Annotated in this window: 23 protein-coding genes; 8 read left to right on the forward strand and 15 right to left on the reverse strand. The window is 71.7% G+C overall.

Annotated elements, in window-relative coordinates; translation table 11 throughout:
• Positions 1-76 precede the first annotated feature (76 nt).
• Together TSO221_RS35580 and TSO221_RS35585 are read right to left on the reverse strand one after the other, a co-directional pair.
• The gene (locus tag TSO221_RS35580) at positions 77-553 is read right to left on the reverse strand and encodes a bacteriohemerythrin (protein ID WP_158284171.1); all 477 of its coding nucleotides are present in this window, start codon (positions 551-553) and stop codon (positions 77-79) included.
• 151 nt (positions 554-704) lie between these two features.
• Entirely contained in the window at positions 705-1,130 is a 426-nt protein-coding gene (locus tag TSO221_RS35585; RefSeq protein ID WP_158284172.1) for a hypothetical protein, read from the reverse strand.
• Positions 1,131-1,258: 128 nt separating this feature from the next.
• Here TSO221_RS35585 and kynB point away from each other — a divergent pair, with 128 nt between their 5' ends.
• The 5 genes from kynB to TSO221_RS22200 all read left to right on the forward strand — a co-directional run bounded on the left by kynB (position 1,259) and on the right by TSO221_RS22200 (position 6,606).
• On the forward strand, positions 1,259-1,912 hold the full coding sequence (kynB, locus tag TSO221_RS22180; RefSeq protein WP_199229576.1) for an arylformamidase: 654 nt from the start codon (positions 1,259-1,261) through the stop codon (positions 1,910-1,912).
• A complete protein-coding gene (kynU, locus tag TSO221_RS22185; RefSeq protein WP_109120702.1) occupies positions 1,909-3,135 on the forward strand; it encodes a kynureninase in 1,227 nt (408 codons plus the stop codon). The genes kynB and kynU overlap by 4 nt, the downstream gene beginning before the upstream one ends.
• Positions 3,136-3,146: 11 nt before the next feature.
• Positions 3,147-3,980, forward strand: coding sequence for a tryptophan 2,3-dioxygenase (gene kynA / locus TSO221_RS22190; RefSeq protein WP_109120703.1), 834 nt, complete (start codon positions 3,147-3,149; stop codon positions 3,978-3,980).
• A gap of 236 nt (positions 3,981-4,216) precedes the next feature.
• Positions 4,217-5,572: a TrpB-like pyridoxal phosphate-dependent enzyme gene (locus TSO221_RS22195; RefSeq protein ID WP_109120704.1), complete on the forward strand. Its 1,356-nt coding sequence runs from the start codon at positions 4,217-4,219 to the stop codon at positions 5,570-5,572.
• A 164-nt stretch (positions 5,573-5,736) separates the two neighbouring features.
• Positions 5,737-6,606 (forward strand): VOC family protein, encoded by an 870-nt coding sequence (locus tag TSO221_RS22200; protein WP_109120705.1) that lies wholly within the window; start codon positions 5,737-5,739, stop codon positions 6,604-6,606.
• 7 nt (positions 6,607-6,613) lie between these two features.
• On the opposite strand, the gene TSO221_RS22205 is transcribed toward TSO221_RS22200, so the two are convergent.
• The 10 genes from TSO221_RS22205 to TSO221_RS22250 all read right to left on the reverse strand — a co-directional run bounded on the left by TSO221_RS22205 (position 6,614) and on the right by TSO221_RS22250 (position 17,934).
• Positions 6,614-8,170 (reverse strand): hybrid sensor histidine kinase/response regulator, encoded by a 1,557-nt coding sequence (locus TSO221_RS22205; RefSeq protein WP_247878185.1) that lies wholly within the window; start codon positions 8,168-8,170, stop codon positions 6,614-6,616.
• Between the two features lie 86 nt (positions 8,171-8,256).
• Entirely contained in the window at positions 8,257-9,042 is a 786-nt protein-coding gene (locus TSO221_RS22210) for a response regulator (protein ID WP_247878186.1), read from the reverse strand.
• Positions 9,042-10,118: a chemotaxis protein CheB gene (locus TSO221_RS22215; RefSeq protein ID WP_109120707.1), complete on the reverse strand. Its 1,077-nt coding sequence runs from the start codon at positions 10,116-10,118 to the stop codon at positions 9,042-9,044. Before TSO221_RS22215 ends, TSO221_RS22210 begins: the two co-directional genes overlap by 1 nt.
• Positions 10,115-12,250: a response regulator gene (locus tag TSO221_RS22220; RefSeq protein WP_109120708.1), complete on the reverse strand. Its 2,136-nt coding sequence runs from the start codon at positions 12,248-12,250 to the stop codon at positions 10,115-10,117. Before TSO221_RS22220 ends, TSO221_RS22215 begins: the two co-directional genes overlap by 4 nt.
• Positions 12,251-12,262: 12 nt before the next feature.
• Positions 12,263-13,939 (reverse strand): methyl-accepting chemotaxis protein, encoded by a 1,677-nt coding sequence (locus TSO221_RS22225; protein WP_109120709.1) that lies wholly within the window; start codon positions 13,937-13,939, stop codon positions 12,263-12,265.
• Positions 13,936-14,514, reverse strand: a complete 579-nt coding sequence (locus tag TSO221_RS22230; protein ID WP_109120710.1) for a chemotaxis protein CheW — start codon at positions 14,512-14,514, stop codon at positions 13,936-13,938. Before TSO221_RS22230 ends, TSO221_RS22225 begins: the two co-directional genes overlap by 4 nt.
• The gene (locus TSO221_RS22235) at positions 14,511-15,887 is read right to left on the reverse strand and encodes a CheR family methyltransferase (RefSeq protein WP_247878187.1); all 1,377 of its coding nucleotides are present in this window, start codon (positions 15,885-15,887) and stop codon (positions 14,511-14,513) included. Before TSO221_RS22235 ends, TSO221_RS22230 begins: the two co-directional genes overlap by 4 nt.
• Positions 15,884-16,378: a chemotaxis protein CheW gene (locus tag TSO221_RS22240; protein ID WP_109120712.1), complete on the reverse strand. Its 495-nt coding sequence runs from the start codon at positions 16,376-16,378 to the stop codon at positions 15,884-15,886. The genes TSO221_RS22235 and TSO221_RS22240 overlap by 4 nt, the downstream gene beginning before the upstream one ends.
• Positions 16,379-16,422: 44 nt before the next feature.
• The gene (locus tag TSO221_RS22245; RefSeq protein ID WP_109120713.1) at positions 16,423-17,379 is read right to left on the reverse strand and encodes an MBL fold metallo-hydrolase; all 957 of its coding nucleotides are present in this window, start codon (positions 17,377-17,379) and stop codon (positions 16,423-16,425) included.
• Positions 17,380-17,382: 3 nt separating this feature from the next.
• Complete coding sequence (locus tag TSO221_RS22250; protein WP_109120714.1) at positions 17,383-17,934, reverse strand: Uma2 family endonuclease; 552 nt, start codon at positions 17,932-17,934, stop codon at positions 17,383-17,385.
• A 397-nt stretch (positions 17,935-18,331) separates the two neighbouring features.
• On the opposite strand from TSO221_RS22250, the gene TSO221_RS22255 reads away from it, so the two are divergent.
• Positions 18,332-18,511 carry a hypothetical protein gene (locus tag TSO221_RS22255; RefSeq protein WP_109120715.1) on the forward strand — a complete coding sequence of 60 codons (180 nt, stop codon included), beginning with the start codon at positions 18,332-18,334 and terminating at the stop codon, positions 18,509-18,511.
• A gap of 3 nt (positions 18,512-18,514) precedes the next feature.
• Here TSO221_RS22255 and TSO221_RS22260 read toward each other — a convergent pair whose 3' ends face one another.
• The 3 genes from TSO221_RS22260 to TSO221_RS22270 form a co-directional block, all read right to left on the reverse strand.
• On the reverse strand, positions 18,515-21,646 hold the full coding sequence (locus tag TSO221_RS22260) for an efflux RND transporter permease subunit (protein WP_109120716.1): 3,132 nt from the start codon (positions 21,644-21,646) through the stop codon (positions 18,515-18,517).
• Positions 21,647-21,834: 188 nt separating this feature from the next.
• Positions 21,835-22,980: an efflux RND transporter periplasmic adaptor subunit gene (locus tag TSO221_RS22265; protein WP_109120717.1), complete on the reverse strand. Its 1,146-nt coding sequence runs from the start codon at positions 22,978-22,980 to the stop codon at positions 21,835-21,837.
• Positions 22,973-23,632 (reverse strand): TetR/AcrR family transcriptional regulator, encoded by a 660-nt coding sequence (locus TSO221_RS22270; RefSeq protein WP_109120718.1) that lies wholly within the window; start codon positions 23,630-23,632, stop codon positions 22,973-22,975. The genes TSO221_RS22265 and TSO221_RS22270 overlap by 8 nt, the downstream gene beginning before the upstream one ends.
• Positions 23,633-23,769: 137 nt before the next feature.
• Between TSO221_RS22270 and TSO221_RS36035 the strand changes: the two genes are divergently transcribed.
• The gene (locus TSO221_RS36035; RefSeq protein WP_199229577.1) at positions 23,770-24,591 is read left to right on the forward strand and encodes a hypothetical protein; all 822 of its coding nucleotides are present in this window, start codon (positions 23,770-23,772) and stop codon (positions 24,589-24,591) included.
• 84 nt (positions 24,592-24,675) lie between these two features.
• Positions 24,676-25,296: a TetR/AcrR family transcriptional regulator gene (locus tag TSO221_RS22280; protein WP_109120719.1), complete on the forward strand. Its 621-nt coding sequence runs from the start codon at positions 24,676-24,678 to the stop codon at positions 25,294-25,296.
• Positions 25,297-25,306 lie beyond the last annotated feature (10 nt).

A 25,306-nucleotide genomic window follows, 5' to 3' on the forward strand; every position in this document is an offset into this window, starting at 1 on the left:
CGGCGGGACCGAGGACCATGTCAGAGCCGCGGCGCCCCGTCGAGGGGCTCTGCGCGCAGGGATAGTATGCGCGCGCTCAGTCCGCCGCGACCGGCCGCTGCTCGCTCCAGCGTGCCGCGGCCTCCGCCAGGAAGGCGCCGAGCGCCTTGTCGGAGCCCTGGATGTGCCGGCTGATCCAGGTGCGGATGAAGGTCAGCGCGTGCTGCTCGAACGCGTCCTCGTCCCCGGTGCTGTTCGCGGCGCCGTCCAGCTCGGCCTTCAGCTCGGCCAGCTCGCGCCGGAAGCGGGCGTGCTCGCCGCCGTGTTCCCGGGCCTTGGGGTAGCGGCAGACGCGCATCAGCGCCTCCTCCATGCCGAAATGGTAGAAGGCGTAGGTGTCCAGCTCGTTCAGGAGCTTGCGCTTCTCCTCGCGGCCGCAGCCGGCGGCGAAGCCCCGGGCCGCGTCGTTGTAGAGGCCCACCAGGACCTGATGCTCGCCGTCCATCTCCGGCACGCCGACGGACAGGTTGTCGTCCCAGGTCAGGAGTTCGTAGTGGTCGATGCTCTCGGCCATGGCGCCCTCGGTCCAGCGTGATACGTGCCGTGATGCATTATGCCCAACTTTCCCGAGAAATGCCTGGGGTGCGTTGCCGCGCCTGCCGAAAGGCGGACGGGCGCGCACCAGGAGTGCGCGCCCGCCCTTTCGTTTGTTTCGATGATTCCGGTTACTTGCCCGAACCGCCACCGCCGGCTCCGCCCGAGCTGCCGGTGCCGGCGCCGCCCGCACCACCGGACGAACCCGCACTGCCGCTGGCGCCGCCGCCGGGGCCGGTCGGGGTGGTGGCGCCGCCCGTCGCATGGCCCGGCGTGCCGGTCATCGAGCCGCCCGACGTGCCCGTGCTGTTACCCGACGTGCCCATACCGCTGCCCGATGAGCCACCCGACGAACTGCCCGACATTCCGCGGCAGCGCGGATCGGTGCTGGCGGCGGTGCAGTCGAGCGTGGAGGAACCGCCGGTGGAGCCCGAAGGGCTGGTCATGGTGCCGGTGCTGCTGGTGCCGGCGCCGGTGCTGCCGGAGGTGGACTGCGCGAACGCCGGAGCGCTGAGCAGGGCGAGGGCCGAGACGGCCGCGATCATCGCGTGTCGCATGGGTATCTCCCTTTCAGTCGATCACGTCCCACCGCCAACAGCCCGAGTCCGGAAAGGTGCCGGGGAGCGGTGGACGCGCAGCCCTGCGCATCCGACATAGAGTCGAAAGGCGGGAGGAGGACGAGCGCGTGCAGACCACAGACGACACCGGGCTGCGCATCTGGGACATCAGCCCGGCCTTGCGGCCCGGCATCCCGGTGTGGCCCGGCGACACCGCGTACGAGGAGGTGCGGACCTGGGTGCTCGGCCCGGGGTGCCCGGTCAACGTCTCGCGCGTCACGCTGTCCACCCACACCGGCGCGCACGCCGACGCGCCGCTGCACTACGCCGCCGAGGGACGGCCGGTGGGCGACCTGGACCTGTCGGTCTATCTCGGCCGCTGCCGGGTGGTGGACGTGCGCGGCTGCGAGGCGCGGGTGCCGGTGGACGCGCTGGCGGGCAGGCTGGACGGCGCGCCGCCGCGGGTGATCCTCAAGACCTACACCCGCAACCCGGTGGAGCGCTGGGACGAGGACTTCACGGCGGTGCAGCCCGACGCGGTGGACCTGCTGGCGGCGCACGGCGTGCGGCTGATCGGCATCGACACGCCGTCGCTCGACCCGCAGACCTCCAAGACCATGGACGCGCACAGCCGCGTGCGCGTTCACGGCCTCGCCATCCTGGAGGGGCTGGTGCTCGACGGGGTGGAGCCGGGCGACTACGAGCTGATCGCGCTGCCGCTGAAGCTCGCCGCCCTGGACGCCGCGCCGGTGCGCGCCGTGCTGCGGGAGCTGCCGCGATGACGCGGGACGAGGTGGCGGCCCTCGACGCCGCCGACCCGCTGGCCGGGCGGCGGGAACGGTTCGATCTGCCGGACGGCGTGATCTACCTGGACGGCAACTCGCTGGGCGCGCTGCCCCGGGCGACGCCGGGCCATGTCGAACGCGTGGTGCGCGCGGAGTGGGGCAAGGGCCTGATCCGTTCCTGGAACACAGCCGGCTGGATCGACCTGCCGCAGCGCGTCGGCGACAAGATCGGCCGGCTGGTCGGCGCCGCGCCGGGCCAAGTGGTGGTGGCCGATTCCACCTCGGTCAACCTGTTCAAGGCGCTCGCCGCGGCGATGCGCATGCGGCCGGAGCGGCGCGTCGTGCTGTCGGAGCGCGGCAACTTCCCGACCGACCTCTACATCGTGCAGGGGCTGGCGGATTTTGCGGACGTCGAACTGCGCATGGTCGAGCGCGACGGGATTCTCCCGGCCATCGACGGGCACACCGCCGTGGTGATGCTGACCCATGTCGACTACCGCGCCGGCGCCATGCACGACATGGCTGCGGTGACCCGCGCCGCGCAGGATGCCGGGGCGCTGATGCTGTGGGACCTCGCGCACAGCGCCGGGGCGCTGCCGGTGGATCTCGACGGCTGCGGCGCCGACCTCGCGGTGGGCTGCGGCTACAAGTACCTGAACGGCGGGCCGGGCGCGCCGGCCTTCCTCTACGTCGCTGCGCGCCACCACGCGGCGTTCCGTCAGCCGCTGACCGGCTGGATGGGGCACGCGGCACCCTTCGCCTTCGGCACTGCGTACGAGCCGGCGCCGGGCATCCGCCGCGCGCTGTGCGGCACGCCGGCCGTGCTGGCGCTGGCGGCGCTGGAGGCCGGCGTGGACGAACTGCTGGCGGTCGACATGGCCGAGGTGCGCCGCAAGAGCCTCGGCCTGACCCGGCTGTTCCGCGACCTGCTGGCGCGGGAGTGCGCCGGCTTCGGCCTGACGCCGGTCGGGCCGGAGGACCCGGAGCGCTGCGGCAGCCAGGTCTCCGTGGCGCACCCCCAGGGCTACGCGGCGATGCAGGCGCTGATCGCCCGCGGCGTGATCGGCGACTTCCGCGCGCCGGACATCATGCGCTTCGGCTTCGCGCCGCTCTACCTGCGCTACGCCGACGTCCGGGACGCCGTGCGCATCCTGAAGGACATCCTGACCACCAGGGCCTGGGATCGGCCCGAGTTCCACCGCCGCGCCGCGGTGACGTGAGGAGACACGCCATGCCCGACGAGACCAACCAGCACCACGGCGCCCACCTCGACTTCAGCCGGGACATGAGCTACGGCGACTATCTCGGCCTGGACCGGCTGCTGCATTCGCAGATGCCGCTGTCGGACAACCACAACGAGCTGCTGTTCATCATCCAGCACCAGACCACCGAGCTGTGGATGAAGCTCATCCTGCACGAGCTGGGCGCCGCCAAGGCGCACATCGCCGGCGGCGACCTGGGGCCGGCGTTCAAGATGCTGGCGCGGGTGGCGCGGGTGATGAACCAGCTGATCCAGGCGTGGGACGTGCTGTCCACCCTGACGCCCAGCGAGTACACGGCGTTCCGCGACAGCCTCGGCAAGGCGTCCGGCTTCCAGTCCTACCAGTACCGCACCATCGAGTTCACGCTGGGCAACAAGAACGCCGCCCTGGTGCAGCCGCACCGCCACCGCGAGGACCTCGCCGGCCTGCTGGACCGCGCGCTCAACTCCCCCAGCCTGTACGATGAGGCGATCCGCGCGCTGGCCCGCGCCGGGCTGCCGGTGGACGCCGCGTGCGTCGAGCGCGACTGGTCTCAGCCCTATCAGGCCAACGACAGCGTGCTGAAGGCGTGGCTGGCGGTCTACCGTGACCCCGACCACCACTGGAGCCTGTACGAGCTGGCCGAGAAGCTGGTCGACCTGGAGGACAACTTTCGCCAGTGGCGCTTCCGCCACGTCACCACGGTGGAGCGCGTCATCGGCCACAAGACCGGCACCGGCGGGACGGCCGGCGTCTCCTACCTCAGGAAGATGCTGGAGATCCGCCTGTTCCCGGAACTGTGGGACGTGCGGACGCACTTGTGAGCGGCGGCGCTTGACCGGCCGGGGAGGCTGTATTAGGATGATTTTCCTTTCGAGCCGGCCGATCCGGCGTGTGAACTGAACAGGCCCCGCACAATGTTCCATGGTGTTCCACAGCGTTCCATTCGCTGGCCGAGGGCTCCGGATCGTCGTGGGCAAGCCTCTTCCGCGAACAGACATTGCTGATATACAAACCTCCCACCGCCGCCGGCAGAGCGGCCACAGGAGGAAAAACAGCCATGACGGAAAGCACCAAGTATCTGCTGGGCGAGGATCGGATGCCCAGGGCGTGGTACAACCTTGCGGCGGACCTGCCGGTTCCGCTGCCGCCGCCGCTGCACCCGGCGACCGGCCAGCCCATCGGTCCCGACGATCTGGCGCCGATCTTCCCGATGGCGGTGATCCAGCAGGAGGTGTCGACCGAGCGCTGGATCGACATCCCCGAGCCGGTGCAGGACGTCTACCGCCTGTGGCGCCCCAGCCCGCTGGTGCGCGCGCGCCGGCTGGAGAAGGCGCTGGGCACGCCGGCCAAGCTCTACTTCAAGTACGAGGGCGTCAGCCCGGCCGGCAGCCACAAGCCGAACACCTCCGTCCCGCAGGCCTTCTACAACCAGCAGGAGGGCGTCAAGCGCCTGACCACCGAGACCGGGGCGGGGCAGTGGGGCTGCTCGCTGGCGTTCGCGGGATCGCTGTTCGGGCTGGAGGTCGAGGTCTTCATGGTGAAGGTCTCCTACCAGCAGAAGCCCTACCGCCGCGCGCTGATGGAGACCTACGGCGCCACCTGCATCGCCAGCCCGTCGGACATGACCGAATCCGGCCGCGCCATCCTGGCGAAGACTCCGGACAGCACGGGCTCGCTCGGCATCGCCATCTCCGAGGCGGTGGAGCGCGCGGTCGCCCGTGACGACACCAAGTACGCGCTGGGCAGCGTGCTGAACCACGTCCTGCTGCACCAGACCATCATCGGCGAGGAGGCGATGATGCAGATGGAGATGGCCGGCGACGAGCCGGACGTCGTCATCGGCTGCACCGGCGGCGGCTCCAACTTCGCCGGCCTTGCCTTCCCCTACATCCGCGAGAAGCTGAAGGGCCGCAACATCCGCGTCGTGGCGGTCGAGCCGGCGTCCTGCCCGACGCTGACCAAGGGCGTCTACGCCTACGACTTCGGCGACACCGGGCACCTGACGCCGCTGGTGAAGATGCACACGCTGGGCTCGACCTTCATGCCGCCGGGCTTCCACGCCGGCGGCCTGCGCTACCACGGCATGGCGCCGATGGTCAGCCACGTCATGGAGCTGGGCCTGATCGAGGCGCGCGCCTACCCGCAGACGACGTGCTTCGAGGCGGCGGTGGCCTTCGCCCGCAACGAGGGCATCGTGCCGGCGCCGGAATCCTCGCACGCCGTCAAGGCCGCCATCGACGAGGCGCTGCGCTGCAAGGCCGAGGGCAGGGCGGAGACCATCCTGTTCAACCTCTCCGGCCACGGCCACTTCGACATGCAGGCCTACACCGATTACTTCGCCGGCAAGCTGCAGGACGTGCCGTACGACGAGGCGGCGCTGAAGGACGCGCTGGAGCACCTGCCGGAGGTCTGAATCCCTCCCCCTGCCGGGCAGGGGGAGGGAAGGGGCCCATGAAATGGGAAGGGTGGGGGCGGCGGCTTCGCGGAAAGACCTTGCCCCCACCTTCCCCATGCGTAGCATGGGGCCCCTTCCTCCCCCAGCGGGGCTGGGGGAGGGTATGATGAGGAATTTGAGACATGCCCCACGGCATCGACGGCATCGACCACTTGGTGATCGCGGTGCGCGACCTGGACAAGGCGCGCGAGGCGTACGCCCGGCTCGGCTTCACGCTGACGGCGCGCGGCCGCCACACCGAGCTGAAGTCGGCCAACCACACCATCATGTTCGCCGACGACTACGTGGAGCTGCTCGCCATCGAGGAGCCGAGCCCGGCCACCGCCGCGTGGTCGGAGTTCCTGAAGACCCGCGAGGGCCTCGCCGCCGCCGCGCTGAAGACCGCCGATGCCCGCAGCGCGCAGGCGGAGCTGGCCGCCGCCGGCCTGTCGGGCGGCGAGGCGGTGGACTTCGGCCGCCCCGTCGATCTGCCGGAGGGCCGGCGCGACGCCCGCTTCACCATCACCCAGGTGGCGCCCGCGGCGACGCCCGGCGGGCGGATGTTCCTGTGCCAGCACCACACCCGCGACGTGGTCTGGCGGTCCGAGTACCTGACGCACGAGAACGGCGCCACCGCGCTGGCCGCGCTGATCGTCGCCGCCGACGACCCGGAGGCGGTGGCCGGCCCCTACGCCACCCTGTTCGGCACGCGCGTCGAGCCGCGCGGCGTGATCCGCGTGGTGCAGACGGGCGGTGCGCCGATCGTCGTGGCGCCGCCGGCGGCGCTGACCCATTTGTGGGCCGACGACCCGGTGCTGTCGGCGCCGCGCCCGTGCTTCGCCGGCTTTGCGGTCAAGGTGAAGGACTTCTACGCGGCGCAGCAGGTCCTGCAGAAGAGCAAGCTCCCCACCATCGCCGGCGAGGGCGTGCTGCGGGTCGCCTCGCGTCACACGCACGGCGCGGCCATCGCCTTTGCCGAGACCTTCGATCTGGCGCGGGTGCTGCCGGGATAGGGGACCTCTACTCCGCCAGCCGCGCCGGGGCGCAGGACGCCGTCACCTGGCTCAGCACGCGCTTCAGCTCCATGGGGTGCAGCGGCTTGTGCAGGAAGGCGCAATGGCGGCGCTGGCCTTCGGCGAGTTCGGCCTGTCCGGTCTCGCCGGTCAGCACGATCGCCGGGATCTCGCGGCCGTAGATCTTGCGGACGCGGTCGATCACGTCGAACCCGGTGACCTTGTTGGGCAGGCGCAGGTCGGTGAGGATCACGTCCGGCGGGCCGTCGAGCTGGTCGAGGCGCACGAACACCTCGCGGATGTCGCCGGCCGAGACCACCGTGCAGCCCCACCCCTCCAGGCTGAGCTGCAACCCTGTCAGCACCATGGAATCGTCGTCCACCGCCAGCACCGTCGTTCCGGCCAGTGGACCGGCGGCGTGGCCCGCCGGCTCTTCCGTCCGGGTGGGCTGGGGCTGGTCGGTCGGTTCCAGCATCACCGTGAACACCGAGCCGCGGCCGACGCGCGAGTGCACCTCCACCGGCGCCTTCAGCAGCGCCGACAGGCGCCGCACGATCGCCAGCCCGAGGCCGAGGCCGCGGTTGGGGTCGCGGGCCGGGTTCTCCAGCTGGTGGAACTCGTCGAAGATCGCCTCGGTCTGCGCGTCGGGAATGCCGAAGCCGGTGTCCCACACCTCGATCCGCACCTTGCCCGCGCGCCGCCGCATGGCGAGCAGCACCTTGCCGCGCCGGGTGTAGCGGATGGCGTTGGAGACGAGGTTGCGGACGATGCGCTCCAGCAGCACCGGGTCGTTGCGCACCTGCGCCGGGAACAGCCGCGCGCGCAGCGTCAGCCCCTTCTCCTCGGCCTGCGGGCGGAATTCCCCGGCGAGGTCGGCCAGCAGATCCCCCAGGTCGAACACCTGCGGGTTGGCCTTCACCGTGCCGGCGTCGAGGGTGGAGATGTCGAGCAGCGCATTCAGCAGCTTCTCGCCCGCCGCCATGGCGTTGCCGAGCAGCCCGGCGGTCTGCCGCGCCTTGTCGTCGGTGATCTGCATCTGCAGCACTTCCAGGAACAGCCGCATGGCCTGGAACGGCTGGCGCAGGTCGTGGCTGGCCGAGGCGAGGAAGCGCGACTTGGCGGCGGCGGCGCGCTCGATCTCGCTGCGCAGGTCCTCGGCGGCGCGCAGCGCGGTGCCGTCGCCGAGCGCCAGCACGCCGCAGGCGCGCCCGTGCTCGACGAGGAGAATGGCGCGCAGCCGCAGCGGCGCCTGCCCGTCGGGCAGCGGCAGCTCCACCGGGACGCCGGCGTCGGGCGCCCGGCCGCCCTGCGCCAGCAGCGCGCCGGCCACCGCCTCGAACGCCGGGCCGGCGTCGCGCAGCGCCGCCCGCGCCGGGTCTCCGGCCGTGGGGCGGCGGCCGAGAAGGGCACCCAGCGCGGCGTTCGCGCAGACGATCGCCAGCGACGAATCGACCAGCAACGCCGGCACGCCGGCGGCGCGGCAGATCCGCCGTGCCGTCTCCAGGCTGGCCGGCATCGGCGCGTCGGTCCCGTGCGACGGGGCGACGGGGTGCTGGGCGGTCACGAAGGAGTCTCCACGTTGGTGCCGGGCGCAGCCATGACCGTACCGGAGCGTGGCGTCGTCGCGGAATCACTCGAAAGCGGTATGAATCACCTGTTGGTCGTAGTCGTGCCCGACAAACGGTCCTCCACGAAGAACTTGCCGCGCAGCAGGGCCATCATCTTCGCCTTGAGGATTTCCATGGGCCGCGACTTGCCGATGAAGTCGTCGGCGCCGGCCTCCAGGCAGGCGATCAGCTGCTCGTCGGTTTCCTGGCTGGTCAGCATCAGGATCGGGAACAGCGCCGTGTGATCGCGGCGGTACTGGTCGAAGCGCCGGCACAGTTGCACGCCGCTGGTCCCCGGCATCACGAGGTCGAGCAGCACGCAGTCGAATCCGCCGTCGTTCAGCGCCGCCTCCGCCTCCTCGGCGTTGCGGGCGATCAGCACGCGGCAGCCCTCGGCTTCCAGCTCCAGGCGCAGGAACTCGCGGTAGGTGACGCTGTCGTCCACCACAAGGATCCGGCCGCGGCGCAGGATGTCGGCCGGTGAGGAGGCGTCGGCCGGCGCGGCCGCGAGCAGTTTGGCCAGGACCGCCGCCGCCGCCGCCGGATCGCCGCCGTCGGCGCGCTGCACGCCGGCCAACGCCGGCAGCGGGGCGCTGCCCAGAACCAGCATGGGGGTGCCGTCGACCTCGCCGTGCAGCTCGGCCACCCCGTCGGCGCCGAGCGAGGAGGAATCGACCAGCAGCGCCGCGGGGCGCCCGCCGGCCAGCGCCGCCCGCGCCGCGGGCACGCCATCCGCGCACTCCGCCTCCAGTCCCTGCTGCTCCAGCAGGTGCTTGAAGAGCAGACCCTGCGTCTGCGACCCGATGACGACCAGGACCTTGGCCGGCATCACACCCCCTCCATCTGCTGCAACGTCAGCGCCACCAGGCGCGGCGCCACCTGCGGCAGCGGCAACTCCTCCACCGCCGCGCCCAGGCGGACAGCGGTGCCCGGCATGGAGTGGATCACCGCGGTCGACGCGTGTTCGGCGATGGTGTAGGAGCCGGCGCGCCGCATGTCTAGCAATCCGCGCGCGCCGTCCTCGCCCATGCCGGTGAGCAGCACGCCCATCGCCCCCACACCGTACGCCGTCGCCAGCGAGCTGAACAGCACGTCGCCGGACGGCCGCTGGCCGCACACCGGGGCGTCGCCGGCCAGCCGGATGGCGCCGTGCTCCACCGTCATGTGCGCGTCGCCCGGGGCCACGTAGACCCGGCCGGGCAGCGGGCGGGCGCCGGTACGCCCCAGTTCCACCGGGAACGGGCACACGGTCTCCAGCCATTGCGCGAAGCCGGCGACGAAGGGCGCGCCGATGTGCTGGACGAGGAAGATCGGCAGCGGGAACGCCTTGGGCAGGCCGGACAGCACCTTGACCAGCGCCGGCGGCCCGCCGGTGGAGGCCACCAGCCCGAGCGCCGTGTAGCGCCCGCCCGGCGGCCGCGCCGGGGCGGCGGCGCAGGGGGTGGGGGCGCCGATGCGGGGGCGGACCGCGAAGCGCTCGGCGCGCTGGCGAATCACCTTGACCTGGCTCATGCCGTGCAGCTGCGTGCACAGGTGGCGGGCGACCGCCTGGTAGTCGGCACGGCCGAAGCCCACCGGCTTCTCCACCACCGCCAGCGCGCCGGCCTGGAGTGCCCGCATGGGGATGTTCAGGTCGTTCACGTCGGCGGCGACCACCACGATGGGCACCGGGTGCTGGCGCATCAGGCGCTTGGTCACCTCGAACCCGTCGATACCCGGCAGCCGGATGTCGAGCGACACGACATCGGGCCTGGCGCGCTCGACCACGCGCAACGCCTCCTCGCCAGTGGAGGCGACGCCGGCCACCTCCAGGCGCGGATCCCCGCCGACGATGTGCGCCAGCAACTGCTGGACCACCGGCGAGTCCTCGACGATCAGCACCTTCACCTTGCTCGGCGGGGTCATAGCAGCCGGCGGATCCTTTCCAGCAGGTCGTCCTGGTCGAAGCGCGACTTGACGATGTAGGCGTCGGCGCCGAGGCGCATGCCGCGCTCGCGGTCCTCGTCGCTGCCGCGCGAGGTGACGAGGATGACCGGGATGTCGGCCAGCCGCGGGTCGGTCTTCACCGCCTGTACCAGCGCGAACCCGTCCATGCGCGGCATCTCCACGTCGCTGACCACGAGGTCAACCTTGAGCGTGCCCAGACGTTCCAGCGCCTCGCGCCCGTCCACGCACAGCACCACGTGGTAACCGTGGGCCTCCAGTATGCTCTTTTCCAGGGTCCGTGTGGTGATGCTGTCGTCCACCACCAGGATGCACGGCTTGACGGCCGGCCGCGCCGCGGCGACGGCGGGCAGCGCCACCGGCTCCGCAGCGCCCAGCGACGCGGCGTTGAGCACCAGCGCGGGCGAGCCGTCGTCGAGCAGCACCGTGCCGATGAAGCGCGCCGGGTCCAGCCCGGCCTCCTCGGCCGAGGCGACCACCGCGTCGCGGGTGGCGACCAGCGCATCCACCGCCAGCGCGGTGCGCCGCTCGCCGCTGCGCACCACGGCGAGCTGCACGTGCTCCCGCACACCGGCGGGCGGCTGCAGGCCGAGCAGCGCCGCGAGGCTGGAGACCAGCACGTCCTCCCCGTCGATCCGCACCACCGGCCGGCCTTCCAGGGAGCCGAGCGCCGCCGCGTCGGCGCGGTGCAGGCGCACCACGTCGGCGGCCGGCAGCGCCATCACCTGCCCGCCGGCCTCGACGAAGACGAGACGCTGGCCGGACAGGCTGAGCGGCACCTCGATCAGAATGACGGTGCCGCCCTCCGGCCGCGGCGACAGGGTGAGCTGGCCCTGCAGGCCGATCACCTCGCGGCGGGCGATGGACAGGCCCATGCCGCGCCCGGCGATCTCGGTCACCGTCTCGGCGGTGGAGAAGCCCGGCTCGAACACCAGGTCCAGCAGGCGGTCGTCGGGCGTGCCGTCGGCCGCCCGGCGGCGGATGGCGGCAAGGTCGAGGCCGCGGCCGTCGTCCTCGATGCGCAGCCGCAGCCGGCCGCCGGCCACCGACGCCTCGACCAGGATGCGCCCGCCGGGCGGCTTGCCGGCCGCGATGCGTTGCTCGGGCGTCTCGATGCCGTGGTTCACCGCGTTGCGCGCGAGGTGCATCACCGGGTCCTTGAGGCGCTGGAGCACGGCACGGTCGGCCTCCACCTCCAGGCCGCGGATGTCCGCCTCGATGTCCTTGCCCTGGCCGCGGCCGAGGTCGCGGATCATCCGGCCGAGCCCGCCGAACTGCGTCTCCGCCGGCACCATGCGCAGCCGCCGCACGTCCTCGTGCAGCGCACCGCCCCAACGGCGCAGCGCCCACAGGCCGCGATCGTGGTGGCGGTGCGCGGCGTCGAGCGCGGCGCCGGCGGCGCGCATCCGCCGCTCGAAGGTGGTCAGCGCGGCGGTGAAGTGGGCGTCGCGCCCCCCCCCGTTGTCGAGGCCGCGGTCGAGGCCGCGGCGCAGCCGCTGCCACGCCTGCGCCATGCCGGCCCACTCCCGGCGCAGCACGCGCAGCTCGTCGGCGACGCGGTCCTGGCCCTCCACCTCGGGCAGCAGTGCCGCCGCAGTGTCGAGCAGGCGCTCCAGCCCCTCGGCGCGGATGCGCACCAGCGTGCGGACGGTTGCGGTGGGGCGTGGCGCCGGCTCGGCTGCGGGGGGCAGGGCGGGAGCGGGAGCCGCCTCGTCGCCGGTCAGCCGGGCGAGATCGGCCAGGATGTCGACGCTGTCCACCGGCGGGCCGCCGCGGGTCGCCCAGGCGACGGAGTCCTCGATGGCGTCGAGCGCCCGGCGGACGGGAACGTGCACCCGCGCGTCGAAGGGCAGGGCGCCCTTCTGCACGGCGGTGAACACCGATTCCAGGCGGTGGGCCAGCGCCTCGACCTCGGGCAGGTCGACGGCGCGGGCGGCGCCCTTCAGGCTGTGCGCGCGGCGGTGGATCTCCACCATGTCGATCCCGGCGCCGCGCCCCTCGTCGGCCGCCCGCAGCGCCTCGCGGATGGCCGCGAGGTGGTCCTTGTGCTCCAGGTCGAAGGCGGCAAGCAGGCGTTCGCGGATGTCGGTCATGGGGCGTCGGGGCTACACCCGGTAATTCCGCACCGCGTCGACCAGCCCCTGGCCGAGCGCGTTGAGGTTGCCGGCCGCACCTTCCAGCTGGCGGGTCCCCGCCGCCGTCTGGGTGCTGGCCTCGCGGATGTTCTGCAGCGCCTGGATCACCTGTTCCAGGCCGATCTGCTGCTGGTTGGTGCCGGCGACGATCTGCTGGAAGGCGATGACGCTCTCCTGGATGGTCTCGGCCATCTCGCGGATGGTCGCCTCGGTGGCGTCGGTCTGCCGCTTGCCGGCGGCGACGCGCTTCACCGCCTCCTCGGTCAGCATCACCGAGGCGTTGATGCCGTGCTGGATCTCCGAGAGGTTGGAGCGCACCTGCGCCGTCGCCTCCTTGGCCTGATCGGCGAGGCTCTTGATCTCGTTGGCGACGATGGCGAAGGTCCGGCCGTGCTCGCCGGCCGCCGCGGCCTCGATGGCGGCGTTGAGCGCCAGCAGGTGCGAGCGCTCGGCGATGTCGTTCACCGTCACGATGATCTCGCCGATGGCCTGCGTGCGCTCGGACAGCAGCACGATGTTCTCGGCCACCGCCTCCGCTTGGTCGCGGATGGCGTTCATCGCCTCGTTGGTGTCGGACACCGCGCGCAGGCCGGAATCGCTCGCGGTGGAAGCCGCCTGGGCGCCGCGCGCCACGTCCTGGGCGCGGCGGTTGATCTGCGCGCCGGATTCCGTGATCTCGCTGAGCGTCGCCGTGGTCTCCTCGACCGCGGCGAGCTGCTCGGCGACGCTGGCCGCCTGCTGCTGGGTGGAGGCGCGGATCTCCGCGGTGGCGGCGTGCACGCTCTCGGCCGTGCCGCGGGTGGTCCCGGCGACCGTGCGCAGACGCGCCGTCATCTCGCCGAGGTGGTGGCCGAGTTCCGTCAGCTCGTCGCGGCCGGGCATGGTGATGCTGTGCGTCAGGTCGCCGTCGCCGACGCGTCCGACGAAGTCGATGGCCAGGCTCAGCCGGCGGGTGATCGAGCGGCCGATCAGGTAGGCGATCACCAGCGCCAGGACCACCATGCCCGCCAGCGCCGCGATCGAGGAGGCCGTGACCTCCTGGTGGATGCTGTCCAATTCGCCACGCCCGGTTTCATTGAGGCGGCGGATGATGGCGCCAATGGCCTCCAGCCGTTCGTCGAGGGTGCGGCGCAACTCGTCCAGGCGCGGGCGGCGCGCCTGCGCCTCGTCCCACTGGCCGCGCTCCAGCAGATCGAAGGTGACCGTCGCCTCGGTGACGATGGCGCGCGCAGCGCGGTCGAGGTCGCCGACGGCGTTCGCCGCCTCCTGCCAGGCGGCGCGGCGGCGGTCGGTGATGCCTCCGCCCGCGCGCTCGCCGGTGAAGGTTTTCATCTCGGCGATGGAATCGAGGAGCTGGCGCGTGCCCTCCAGATAGTGCAGGCGCTGGGCGCCGATGTCGGCGGTGCGGTTCTGCGCCCGCGCCAGCGACACCGTGTTGAGCGCCGTCTCGCGGTCGCTGCGCAGGTTGGCCTGCTGTTCGGTGACGGTGCGCAGCATGTCGGTGACCCGGACGTCGTTGACGACGACCGCGGACATCACCCGCATGGCCATGGCGAAGCGGTCCATCTGGTAGAGCGCCAGCGCCGCCGCCAGCGCGCAGACGGCGCCGAACCCCAGCATCAGCTTGTGCTTGACCGAAAACGTCATCGTTCCCCCGCCGCGCCGATCCGTTCGAGAACCGCGGCGACGTCGAGCAGCGCCACGCGCTCCTCCGTCACCGCCCTTATCAGTCGCCCGCCGTCCACCGGCCGCAGGTCGGCCGCGGGCAGCGGCCGCACCGCCTCCACTGCTGCCACCCGCAGCGCCGCGGGCCGCTCGCCGCCGCGCAGCGTCACGGCGAAGCCGTCGGTGTCGGCGCCGCTCTCCCCGCCGCACAGGCGGTCGATGTCGAACAGGCGCATCACCCGGCCGCCGGCGGCGATCAGCCCCAGCAACTCCGGCGGCGCGCCCGGTACCGGCGTCACCCGCGGCAGCGGCAGGATGCGGGCCAGATGCTTCACCTCGAGCGCGTAGGTGGCGGCGCCGCCGCGGGCGACCAGCACGGTCATCGCGTCGGCCGCCCGCCCGTCGTCGGCGTCGCCGGCCAGCTGCATGGCGCGGCGGCGCAGCATCCCGTCGGCCCAGGGGCCGCGGCCGGCGAACGCATCCTCCAGCGCCGCCTGCTGGCGCGCGAGGCGGGCGCGAACCTCGTCCCAGTCGATGCGGCGGTGGGCTGTGGTCATCCGCGGGCCTCGTCGCCGGACAGCCACAGCGCGATCATGCCGCGCAGCTCGCCGACGGTGAGGCCGCGGCCGTGCGCCACCAGTTCCTCGTCGGTGTGCTTCGCCAGTCCGTCGCGGGCGTTGCGGAAGTGCCGCTGCGCCGGCCCCAGCTTGCCGCGCCGCCAGTAGGCCAGCGCCAGATGGTAGTCGGCGAGCGCGAAGTCCGGCTCCAGGTAGAGCGCCCGGCGGAAGGCGGCGACCGGGTCGCCGGCTCCGGCCTCGTCCTCCAGTTGGCCGAGGCGGAAGTGCGCGGCGGCGTTGAAGCGGTCGTGCTCGACCAGTTCCAGACAGGCGTCCAGCGCCGCACCGGCCTCGCCGCGCTCCGCCAGTTCCTCGACGTCGGTGAGCGTGGGAGCGGTGCGCGGTGGCGGCTCGGCGGGCTCGGCGGCGGATTTGAGCGCGGCGCGCGTGCGCGGCGGTTCCGGCCGCGCTGCGGGGAGGGGCTGGGCCAGTGGCGGCAGGGGCGGCGGTTCGGCGGCGCGGCAGAGCGGGTCGGGCTTGCGGTACAGCGTGGCGCCGGGCACCGGGACCGGCGTCAACACGGCGCCGATCTCGGGCCCCGTCTCGGCGTGGCCGACCACCAGCCAGCCGCCGTCCACCAGCGTGTCGCGCAGGCCGCGCAGCAGCCGGGCGCGCGTCGGCTCGTCGAAGTAGATCATCACGTTGCGGCACAGCACGATGTCGAACGCCGCCAGTCCGCGGGCCGGGTCGGGCAGCCGCCCCTCGACGAGGTTGAACACCTCGAACGTCGCCCATTCCCGGTACTCGGGCCGCACCTGCCAGCTCTGCCGGTGATGGACGAAGTAGGCGTTCAGCGTGTCTTCCGGCAGGCCGCGCACCGCCCAGTGGCTGTAGCTGGCCCGGCGCGCCTGGTCGAGGAAGGCGCGGTTGAGGTCGGTGCCGAGCAGCGTCACCTGCCAGCCCTCCAGCTCTGCGCCGAAGTTCTGCTTCAGCAGGATCTCCAGCGTGTAGACCTCGGGGCCGGTGGCGCAGCCGGCGCTCCAGATCCGCAACGTCCGCCGGTTGCGGTTGCGGCGCAGGCATTCCGGAATGGCGACGGCGCGCAGCGCCTCGAACTGCTCGATGTAGCGGAAGAAGAAGGTCTCGCCGACCGCCAGCTCGTTGACCAGCGCCTGGAACTCCGCCGCCGCGGGGAGCAGCGTCAGGTACTCGCTCAGCCGCGCCACGCCGCGCTCCTCCAATCGGCGGGCGAGCCGCTCGGCGAGTGCGGAGTCCTTGTCGGCGTAGTAGGCCAGCCCGGTGCGCTGGAGCACCTGCGCCTTCACGATCGCGAAGGCGGGATCGTCCAGCACGGCCTGGGTTCGCGCGCTCACGGCGTTTGCCATTGCGCGAGCCTTTCCGTGGCCTGGGTGCGGAAGTCCTCCAGCCGGCGCTCCTCGGCCAGCGTGAGCAGGCGGCTGGGGTCGAGCACCGTGGCGGTGCCCGTGCCGTGCCGGATCACCGCCAGCGCGCAGCCCTCGAAGCTGAGGTCCTCGGCGATCTCCTGCGGCTCCGCGTCGGCGATACCGTGCACGCGGCCCACCGCCAGTGCCAGCGGCCCGTCGTCGCGCTCCAGCAGCAGGAGGGGGGTGTAGAGCCCGATGGCGCACTCTTCCAGGCCGAGCAGCCGGTCGAGCCGCAGCACCGGTACCACCCGGCCGTGCCAGCGGAACACCCCGGCCACCACCGGCGGCAGGGCCGGCGGCGCTTCCAGCGCCGGCACCGGCAGGAAACGGGCGACCGCGGCGACGGGCAGCGCCAGCGTGCGGCCGGACAGGCCGAACACGACGTACCGCCCGCCCTCGTCGAACTGGACACCGCTCATGGAACCGCTTTCCCCCCGGATGCGCCCCATCATGGGCCGAACGCTCAACCGGCGGCAAGCACCAGCGTTTCACCGAAGGCGGGAATGCGGAAGTCGGCCTCGCCCACCCCGTGCGCGGTGCGGGCGCCGGCCAGCGCCGCGACCGGCTCGGCGATGCCTTCCGGCGTCAGGCGGAAGGTGCCGAAATGCATGGCGACGCTGGTGCGGGCGCCGAGGTCGCGGTGGGCGCGCACCGCCTCGTCGGGGTTCATGTGCTGGGGCGTCATGAACCAGCGCGGTTCATAGGCGCCGATCGGCAGCAGGGCGACGTCGATGCGCGGGAAGCGTTCGGCGATCTCGCGGAAGTGCGGGCTGTAGCCGGCGTCGCCGCAGAAATAGACGCACGCACCGCCGGCTTCGACGATGAAGCCGCCCCACAGCGTGGTGTTGCGGTCGAACAGCGTGCGGCTCGACCAGTGCTGCGCCGGGACGAAGGTGATGCGGGCGCTGCCCAGCTCGACCGATTGCCACCAGTCCAGCTCGTGCACCGGGCGGACGCCGCGGCGCTCCAGGAACGGCTTGTTGCCCAGCCCGGCGACCACCGGCGTGCCGGACAGGCGCTTCAGGGTCGGCAGGTCCATGTGGTCGTAATGGCCGTGGCTGACCAGCACGGCGTCGAGCGGCGGAAGCCTTTCGAACGCCAGGGCGGGCGGCCGCGTGCGCTTCGGGCCCAGCCGGCCGAACGGGCCGGCGTGCGGCGACCACACAGGGTCGGTCAGCAGCGTGCAGCCGCCGAGGCGGATCAGGAAGGTGACGTGGCCGACGAAGGTCAGCGCGGCGTGGCCGTCCGGCGCCGTGGCGGGTGGCGGGGCGGGCGGGTCGTCCACCCGCTCCGGCCAGGGCGTCCACTCGCCCTTGGAGCGCCAGAAGCGCAGCACGTCCGCGAACCGCTTGTCGGTGGAGGCGTGCACGTTGCGGAAGCGCCGGCCATCGCAGTGGTCGGACAGCGGGTAGCGCGGCATCCGTCAGGCCCGGAACACGCCGCGGTACACGGCGGCAAGCGGCATGGCGAAGCCGATGGAGGGAATGCTCAGCACGTCCTCCGTCCCGGTCAACCGCTCGTAGCGCCACGCGTCGTCGGCGCCGCGGGCGAACACCTCGACGGACCATTCCGCCTCGTCCACCAGCACGTAGCGCTCCAGCGCCGCCACCGTCTGCACCGCCTTCCACTTGAAGCCGCGGTCGCGCGCCGCGGTGTCGGGGGCGGTGACCTCGACGACGAGCTGCGGGCCGCGCACGTGGACCTCGTCGCCGGACGGGCTCCAGGTGCCGAAGACGAGGTCGGGGCTGAGATAGCCGACGCCCGGCACCTCCACGAGCGCGCCCAGGAAGACGTGGCGCTCGATCCCGTCGGCCCCGGCGTGCAGCGCGGCGAACAGGTTGCCGCAGATGGTGTCGTGCGCCAGCGAGCCGGCCGGCAGGTGCTGCGCGGTGCCGTTCACGAACTCCGCCCGGCCGCCGCTGCGCCGCGCCCAGGCGAGGAAGTCGGTGGTGGCGGGCAGGGTGTCGGGCGGCATGCGGTTCCTCGGCGGCTGTCGTGGTCGTGACGTTATCACTATCCGTGCGTCGCGCCAGTCCCATTCGGTGCCGTAGGTTGCGTGGAAATGCTCGAGCTGCAGGTTCTTGATATTCGACTTTCGATTTCGGTATATCGACGGGATAGGTGCGACATTTACCAGATATTAATGGTCTTCGGCTGTAATGATGTTCAGACGGTTCCTGTATCGTCTCCCGTTTCGTTGTTTCCTCCCTGAAACTTGGGCCGCTTCGGCGGCCCAATTTTTTTGGCTGATGATTGGCATTCAACGCGGTGCCGAACGGCGAACCCGCCCCTTCGACCTTTGGAGAGCTTTCCAGCCGCGCCTCGGGGGCGTATGTCGGTGCGTCCCAGCGATGAACAGGCGGAGGCCGCCCATGAAACCGCTGTGCGGTTGGCGGATGCCCGAGGACGAGACGCGCGCGATGCTGGCGATGCTCGATCGGGAGATCGCCGGCTGTTCCGACCACCCGCAGCGGCGCAGCGCGCTGCGGCGCTTCCAGGCGATGCTCCAGGAGGACCTGCGCGCGATGCAGGCGGGGCGACGGCCGAACTGAGGATTATTCCGCCGGCGCCATCCGCTCCGCGTCCGGCCGCTTCCGCCCGAACCAGCGCTTGAGGCGGCGGGAGATGCCGTCGAGGAACGTCAGCACCACCGGCACCACCAGCAGCGTCAGCACGGTCGAGCTGATCAGCCCGCCGATCACCGCGTGCGCCATGGGCGCGCGCTGCTGCGCGCCCTCGCCGATGCCGAGCGCCAGCGGCAGCATGCCGAACACCATCGCCGCCGTGGTCATGACGATCGGGCGCAGGCGGATGATGCCGGCCTCGACCAGCGCCTCGCGCAGCTCCTTGCCGCGGGCGCGCGCCTGGTTGGAGAAGTCGACCAGCAGGATGGCGTTCTTGGTCACCAGGCCCATCAGCATGATGAAGCCGATGGCGCTGAAGATGTTCAGCGTCGAGCCGGCGACCAGCAGGCCGAGGAACACGCCGACCAGCGACAGCGGCAGCGACGCCATGATGGCGAAGGGCTGCAGGAAGCTGCCGAACTGCGAGGCGAGGATCAGATAGATCAGGATCACCGCGAGGCTCAGCGCCTGCGTCGCGTAGCCCGTCGTCTCGGCGATGTCCTTGGTGGAGCCGCCGAAGACGATGCGGTAGCCGTGCGGCAACTGCACCTGCGCCAGCGCCGCCTGCAGTTCCTTGCCGGCGTCGCCGGCCGGGCGGCCCTGCACGTTGGCGCTGACCAGCACCTCGCGCGCCAGGTCGCGGCGGTTGATCTGCGAGGCGCCGAGCGTCGTCTGCACGTCGGCGATCTGGCTCAGCGGCACCATGCGCGGGTTGCCGTCGGCATCCTTGGTCGAACTGGCGAGGTAGATGCGGTCGAGGTCGCCGCGGTTGGTGCGGGCACGCTCCGGCAGGCGGACGTGCACGTCGTAGGTCTCGCCGTCCGGCGCCTTCCAGGTGGAGATCTTGTCGCCGGCGAACAGCGGCCGCAGCGTGGACGCCACCTGCGCCGTGCCGATGCCGAGGTCGCTGGCGAGGTCGCGGTTCAACTGCACCGACAGGGTCGGCTTGGCGGCTTTCAGGCTGCTGTCGATGTCGACGTAGCCGGCGATGCGGTTCATGGCGCCGGTGATCTGGCCGGCAATGCGGTCCAGCTCGGCGATGTCGCGGCCCTGGACCGAGACCTGCATCTGCTTCTGCACGCCGCCGACGCCGGGAATGCCGATGTTGATGCTGATGCCGGGGATGGCGGCGAGGCGCTCGCGGATCGGCTTGGCGAGGTCGTTGGGCGAGCGCTTGCGCTGCTCGATCGGCACGAGGCGGACATAGACGCTCGCCTTGTTCTTGCCCACCGAGACGCCGGTGTTCACCGTGGCGTAGGTGTAGCCGATCTCCGGGAACTCGTGCAGCGCCTTGACCGCCTGCTCGACCTTGGCGGTGGTGTAGGAGAGGGACGAGCCGACCGGCGTCTCCACCTCCACCACCGTCTCGCCGAGGTCGGCGGCCGGCACGAACTCGGTGCCGATCAGCGGCACCAGCGTGAAGCTGCCGAAGAAGATCGCCGCCGCCGCGACCATGACGATCCAGCGCCGCCGCAGCGACCACGCCAGCACCCGGCCGTAGCCCTGGGCGAAGCTCTCGAAGGCGCGCTCGAACCACTGCGCGATGCGGCCGAACGGCCCGTGCCCGTGCTTGCCGTGCGCCGCCGGGTCGTACCACACGGACGACAGCATGGGGTCGAGCGTGAAGGAGACGAACAGCGAGATCAGCACCGCCGCCGAGACGGTGACGCCGAACTGCAGGAAGAAGCGGCCGATGATGCCGCCCATGAAGGCGACGGGCAGGAACACCGCGACGATGGTCAGCGTGGTGGCCAGCACCGCCAGCCCGATCTCCGCCGTGCCGTCAAGCGCCGCCTGCCGGTGCGTCTGGCCGCGGTGCAGGTGGCGCATGATGTTCTCGCGCACCACGATGGCGTCGTCGATCAGGATGCCGATGGCCAGCGACAGCGCCATCAGCGTCATGACGTTCAGCGTGTAGCCCATGAAGTGCAGCACCGCGAAGGTGCCGAGCACCGCCACCGGCAGCGTCAGGCCGGTGATCACCGTGCTGCGCCAGGACCCCAGGAACAGCATGACGATCAGCACCGTCAGCACGCCGCCCTCGACCAGCGTCTTCTGCACGTTGTTCAGCGAGTTGGTGATGCCGCGCGCGGTGTCGCGCACCACCACGAACTCCACGTCCGGCGGCACGGCGCCGCTCTGGCGCATCTCGGCCACGGCCTTCTGCAGGCCCTTGGCGACCTCCACCGTGTTGGCACCCTGCACGCGCACCACGTCCACCGCCAACGCCGGCTTGCCGTTGAACAGGGCGACGGAGTCCTGCTCCTCCTGGCCGTCGATCACCTCGGCCACCTGTCCCAGGCGCACCGGCGTGTTGCCGCGCCGGGCGACGATCAGATCGAGGAACTGCTGCGGCGTGGCGAAGCGGCTGGAGACCTGGACGACGCGCTCGCGTCCCTCGCCCTCGACGGTGCCGGCCGGGATGTCCTGGTTCTCGTTGGTGATGGCGCGCACGACCTCATCGACGCCGACGTCCAGCGCCTCCAGCCGCTCCGGCTTCAGGCGGATCTGCACCTGCCGCTTGACGCCGCCGGCGATGGTGGCGCGCCCGACGCCGCGCACGTTCTGCACGCGCTTCAGGATGATCTGGTCGGTCAGCGTGGTGAGGTCGCGCAGCGTCCGGATGTCCGACTTCACCGCCACCGACACGATGGGCTGGTCGTCCGGGTTGAAGCGGGAGATCTGCGGCTCCTTCACCTCGGTGCGGAAGGTCGGGCGCAGCGCCGAGACCTTCTCGCGCACATCCTGCACCGCCTGGGTGGAGGCGGTCTTCAGGTCGAACTCGGCGATCACCACCGAGCGCCCCTCGTAGGAGCGCGAGGTCAGCGTCTTGATGCCGGCGATGGTGTTGATCGCCTCCTCGACCGGGCGGGAGACGTCGGTCTCCACCGATTCCGGGCTGGCGCCGGGGTATTCGGTGGAGACCACCACCAGCGGGAAGTCGACCTCGGGGAACTGATCGACGCCCAGACGCTGGTAGGAGAACAGGCCGAACACCATCAGCGCCACCATCAGCATGGTGGCGAACACCGGGTTGTCGACGCTGATGCGGGTGATGGGCATGGAGGTGGCCTGGACCTGCTTGCGGTTCGCTTCAAAGCCCCTCTCCCCTCGCGGGAGAGGGGTTGGGGGAGAGGGGGAGAGCCGCCGGCAGGCGGGTGATGGGTTTCCGGCCGGCATGCGCCGGCGCCACCCTCTCCCCAACCCCTCTCCCGTCAAGGGAGAGGGGCTTCATACGCTTCTGGAGGCTCCTACACCCCCGCCGTGCGCACCGCCTGCCCGGCCTGCAAGCCGGGCAGCGGGGCGGTCACCACCAGGGCGCCGGGCTCCAGGCCCTCGACCTGCACCAGTTCGCCGCGCGCCCAGCTCGGCCCGCGGCGCACCGGGGCGCGCGCCAGGCGGCCGTCCACCACGGTCAGCACGAAGTCGCCCCGGTCGTCGCGGCGCAGCGCCGCCGGCGGCAGGGCCACGGCGCTCCCGGCCTCGGCCACCACGGCGTCGCCGCTGGCGAACATGCCGCCGCGCAGCGCCCCGTCGGTGTTGTCGATCGACACGTAGACCGGGATCGCCCGGGTGCCGGGCCGCGCCTGCGGGTTGATGCGGGCCAGCGTGCCGCGGAACTCGCGCTCGCCGAAGCCCTCGACGCGCAGCAGCACGGTCTGCCCCGGCTTCAGGCGCGCCACGTCGTCGGCCGGCACGGTGGCCGTCACCTCGACACGGCCGAGGTCGACGATGCCGAACATCTTGGTGTTGACCGCCAGCGTCTCGCCGGGGTTGACCGTGCGCTCCGAGACGACGCCGTCGATGGGCGCCTTCACCACCGCGTCGTTCAGCGCCTTGCGGGCCATCTCCACCTGGGCGGTCAGCGCCTGCACGGTCGCCTGCTGGAACTGCCACGTGCTCTGCGCCTGGTCGAAGCTGCTTTCGGCGACGATGTCCTTCTGGCGCAGCGCCAGGTTCTTGGCGCGCGTCTTCTCGGCGTAGACCAGCTGTGCCCTGGCGCCGACGAGGTTGCTTTCCTTCTCGGCCAGCTTGGCGGCGAGGTCGCGGGTGTCGAAGCGGGCCAGCACGTCGCCGCGCGTCACCGCCTGCCCCTCGCGCACCAGCACTTCTGCCAGCGTCGCCGCGACCTCGGATTTCACCACCGTCCAGTTCACCGGATCGACGGAGCCGGACAGCCGCACCGTCTCGGTCAGGCGGCGCGGCGCGGCGCGGGTCAGTTCGATCGCGGCGAGTTCCAGCACGCGCTCCGGCGCCGGGGCGTCCTTGTTGACCGCCGCCTGCCCGCTGCTGCGTGCCTGCCACAGCAGGCCGGCGCCGGCCAGCGCCGCCACCACCAGCAGGGTCACGAGGATCCGGCGCAGGCCGCGGCGCCGGGGCGGGGAGGTCTCAGACATCGGGGGTGTCCTTGGGTGCGGCCCGCAGGCCGTGCAGAACGAGGTCGAGGTAGGCGTCGAGGAATCCCTCGGCGGTCGCTCCGGGGTCGAGTTCGTGCGGGGCGAGGGAGTGCGTCCAGATGGTCAGCATAGACAGCGGCGCCGCCATCACGCGCGCCATCTGCATGACATCGACCGGGCGGAACTCGCCGCGGTCGATGCCGCGCTGGATGATGCGGGCGAAGAACCGCCGGCCGCGCATCACCACCTCCTCCATGTAGAAGCGGGCGATGTCGGGGAAGTTCGTCGCCTCGGCCACCACCAGCTTGGGCAGGCCGGCCGACGGCTCGCGGTTCATTTGCCAGAAGCGGTTGACGATGAGGCGCAGCAGGTCGTCCGTCGGGCCGGGGTAGCTATCCAGCAGTTCTTCGCCCAGACGGATGTTGGGCAGCACGGACTCGCGCACCACCGCTTTGAACAGCCCGGCCTTGTTCTCGAAATAGACGTAGGGCAGGCCGACCGAAACGCCGGCCCGGCGGGCGACGTCCTCCAGCTTGGTGGCCGCGAAGCCGCGCTCGATGAAGAGGTCGCGCGCCGCCTCGATCATCTCGGCGGGGCGGGCCTCCTTGCGGCGCGTGCGGCGGGCCGGCTGGGGTGGGGATTCGTGCGGCATCGTTCGCTATAGAATGAATGTTCATTCAATAAACACGCACCCGGCGTTTGTCAATGGCAGGGCCGGCGCTTTGCCGGAACAGGGCGCGGCGGGCGCTGTTGGCCCTGGGCGAGGAGTGGTCGATGGGGGAGTGGGGCATGCGCGGGTTCCTGTTCACGACGGTGTCGGTGCTCGCCCTGGGCGTCGGGGTGGCGGCCCTGTTCCGCCACCGCGAGCAACGCAGCCGGGCGGAGGAAGGCATGCGCCGCGCCGCGCGGGCGGCCGGCGGCTATCTGTCGCGCTATCGCATGGATACCGAGGAGGGGGCGCGGGAGTGGCGCCAGACCGACGGGAGCGTCGACGTGGCGCAGGTGACGCGCGATTTCCTGATGTTCTTCGTGGTGCCGCTGTGGATCACCTCCGGCGTCGCCGACTATCTCTGCCACCGCGCCACCGACATCGAGCACACCACCGGCAGCTACGAATCCCTGCTGCACCTCGTCATGTTGGTGGAGATGGGCGTGCCGACCCTGGCGGCGCTGTTCATGGAGATCACCTCGCCGGTGCTGGTGATGATGATCGCGTCCTTCGTGCTGCACGAGGCGACGGCGCTGTGGGATGTCGGCTACGCCGTGCGGCACCGCAACGTGACGCCGTTGGAGCAGCACGTGCACAGCTTCCTGGAGATGCTGCCGCTGATGGCGTTGTCCTTCATCGCCGTGCTGAACTGGCCGGAGGTGATGGCCATGGTCGGTGCCGGCGACCGGCCGGCCGACTGGTCGCTGCGGCTGAAGGAGGACCCGCTGCCCACCGGTTACACGATTTCCGTGCTGGCGGCGGTGGCCCTGTTCAACGGTCTGCCCTATCTTGAGGAGCTGTGGCAGGACATCCGCGCCAACGGCGCCCACCTGCGGCCCGCCAACCAGCCCTCCCGCCTGCTGGAGCCGCGGTACCCGGCGCCGGAGAGGGTGGAGGCTTAGCACTTTCGGCCGGCCACCACCCCGCTTGATTATTAGGGTGTGAAACGATATCGTCCGGTTTTGGAACCGGCGAGTTTCATTTTCATGCCCCTCGACACCACCCCCGACTGGCGCGTGCGTCGGCGCGAGACGATCCTCGCGGCCGCCGCGGAGCTGTTCGCGCGCCGGCCGTACCATGACGTCCAGGTGGACGACGTGGCGAAGCAGGCCGGGGTCGGCAAGGCCACGCTGTACCGCTATTTCCCATCCAAGGAGGAGCTGTACCTGCACGCCTTCGACGAGGCGCTGGCCCGGCTGGAGGCGCGGCTGCACGCCCCGCCGCCCGAGGGTGCCGCGCCGGAGGCGGTGCTGGCCTGCAAGGTGCGGGCGCTGCTGACCACCTTCACCGAGCAGCTGCCGGCGCTGAAGGTGCTGGGCGGCGACCACTCGCACCTGGCGGAGCAGATGCGCACCGTGCTGCGCCGCCGCACCAGCCGCATCGCCGCGGCGCTGCGCGAGGTGCTGGAGGCCGGGCGGGCGGCCGGGCGGTTCCGCACGCTGGACATGGAGATGACGCCGCTGCTGATCATCGGCATGGCGCGCGGCGCCGTGATGATGGCCGGCGACGCGGAGCCGGAGCGGCTGGAGGCCGTCATTCTCGATCTCATACTCAAGGGCGCGCTGGCGGGGCCGGCGGGCGACGACGCGGGGAGTTTCGGTCTATGAAGCGGTTGGT

The organism is Azospirillum sp. TSO22-1 (assembly GCF_003116015.1).
Lineage (GTDB): Bacteria > Pseudomonadota > Alphaproteobacteria > Azospirillales > Azospirillaceae > Azospirillum.

What these genes read in the sequence shown, in the direction of transcription:
- TSO221_RS35580 (WP_158284171.1), bottom strand. Translation starts at nt 553, where the DNA reads ATGGCCGAGAGCATCGACCACTACGAACTCCTGACCTGGGACGACAAC.
- TSO221_RS35585 (WP_158284172.1), bottom strand. Translation starts at nt 1,130, where the DNA reads ATGCGACACGCGATGATCGCGGCCGTCTCGGCCCTCGCCCTGCTCAGC.
- kynU (WP_109120702.1), top strand. Translation starts at nt 1,909, where the DNA reads ATGACGCGGGACGAGGTGGCGGCCCTCGACGCCGCCGACCCGCTGGCC.
- kynA (WP_109120703.1), top strand. Translation starts at nt 3,147, where the DNA reads ATGCCCGACGAGACCAACCAGCACCACGGCGCCCACCTCGACTTCAGC.
- TSO221_RS22195 (WP_109120704.1), top strand. Translation starts at nt 4,217, where the DNA reads ATGACGGAAAGCACCAAGTATCTGCTGGGCGAGGATCGGATGCCCAGG.
- TSO221_RS22200 (WP_109120705.1), top strand. Translation starts at nt 5,737, where the DNA reads ATGCCCCACGGCATCGACGGCATCGACCACTTGGTGATCGCGGTGCGC.
- TSO221_RS22210 (WP_247878186.1), bottom strand. Translation starts at nt 9,042, where the DNA reads ATGCCGGCCAAGGTCCTGGTCGTCATCGGGTCGCAGACGCAGGGTCTG.
- TSO221_RS22215 (WP_109120707.1), bottom strand. Translation starts at nt 10,118, where the DNA reads ATGACCCCGCCGAGCAAGGTGAAGGTGCTGATCGTCGAGGACTCGCCG.
- TSO221_RS22220 (WP_109120708.1), bottom strand. Translation starts at nt 12,250, where the DNA reads ATGACCGACATCCGCGAACGCCTGCTTGCCGCCTTCGACCTGGAGCAC.
- TSO221_RS22225 (WP_109120709.1), bottom strand. Translation starts at nt 13,939, where the DNA reads ATGACGTTTTCGGTCAAGCACAAGCTGATGCTGGGGTTCGGCGCCGTC.
- TSO221_RS22230 (WP_109120710.1), bottom strand. Translation starts at nt 14,514, where the DNA reads ATGACCACAGCCCACCGCCGCATCGACTGGGACGAGGTTCGCGCCCGC.
- TSO221_RS22240 (WP_109120712.1), bottom strand. Translation starts at nt 16,378, where the DNA reads ATGAGCGGTGTCCAGTTCGACGAGGGCGGGCGGTACGTCGTGTTCGGC.
- TSO221_RS22245 (WP_109120713.1), bottom strand. Translation starts at nt 17,379, where the DNA reads ATGCCGCGCTACCCGCTGTCCGACCACTGCGATGGCCGGCGCTTCCGC.
- TSO221_RS22250 (WP_109120714.1), bottom strand. Translation starts at nt 17,934, where the DNA reads ATGCCGCCCGACACCCTGCCCGCCACCACCGACTTCCTCGCCTGGGCG.
- TSO221_RS22255 (WP_109120715.1), top strand. Translation starts at nt 18,332, where the DNA reads ATGAAACCGCTGTGCGGTTGGCGGATGCCCGAGGACGAGACGCGCGCG.
- TSO221_RS22260 (WP_109120716.1), bottom strand. Translation starts at nt 21,646, where the DNA reads ATGCCCATCACCCGCATCAGCGTCGACAACCCGGTGTTCGCCACCATG.
- TSO221_RS22265 (WP_109120717.1), bottom strand. Translation starts at nt 22,980, where the DNA reads ATGTCTGAGACCTCCCCGCCCCGGCGCCGCGGCCTGCGCCGGATCCTC.
- TSO221_RS22270 (WP_109120718.1), bottom strand. Translation starts at nt 23,632, where the DNA reads ATGCCGCACGAATCCCCACCCCAGCCGGCCCGCCGCACGCGCCGCAAG.
- TSO221_RS36035 (WP_199229577.1), top strand. Translation starts at nt 23,770, where the DNA reads ATGCGCGGGTTCCTGTTCACGACGGTGTCGGTGCTCGCCCTGGGCGTC.
- TSO221_RS22280 (WP_109120719.1), top strand. Translation starts at nt 24,676, where the DNA reads ATGCCCCTCGACACCACCCCCGACTGGCGCGTGCGTCGGCGCGAGACG.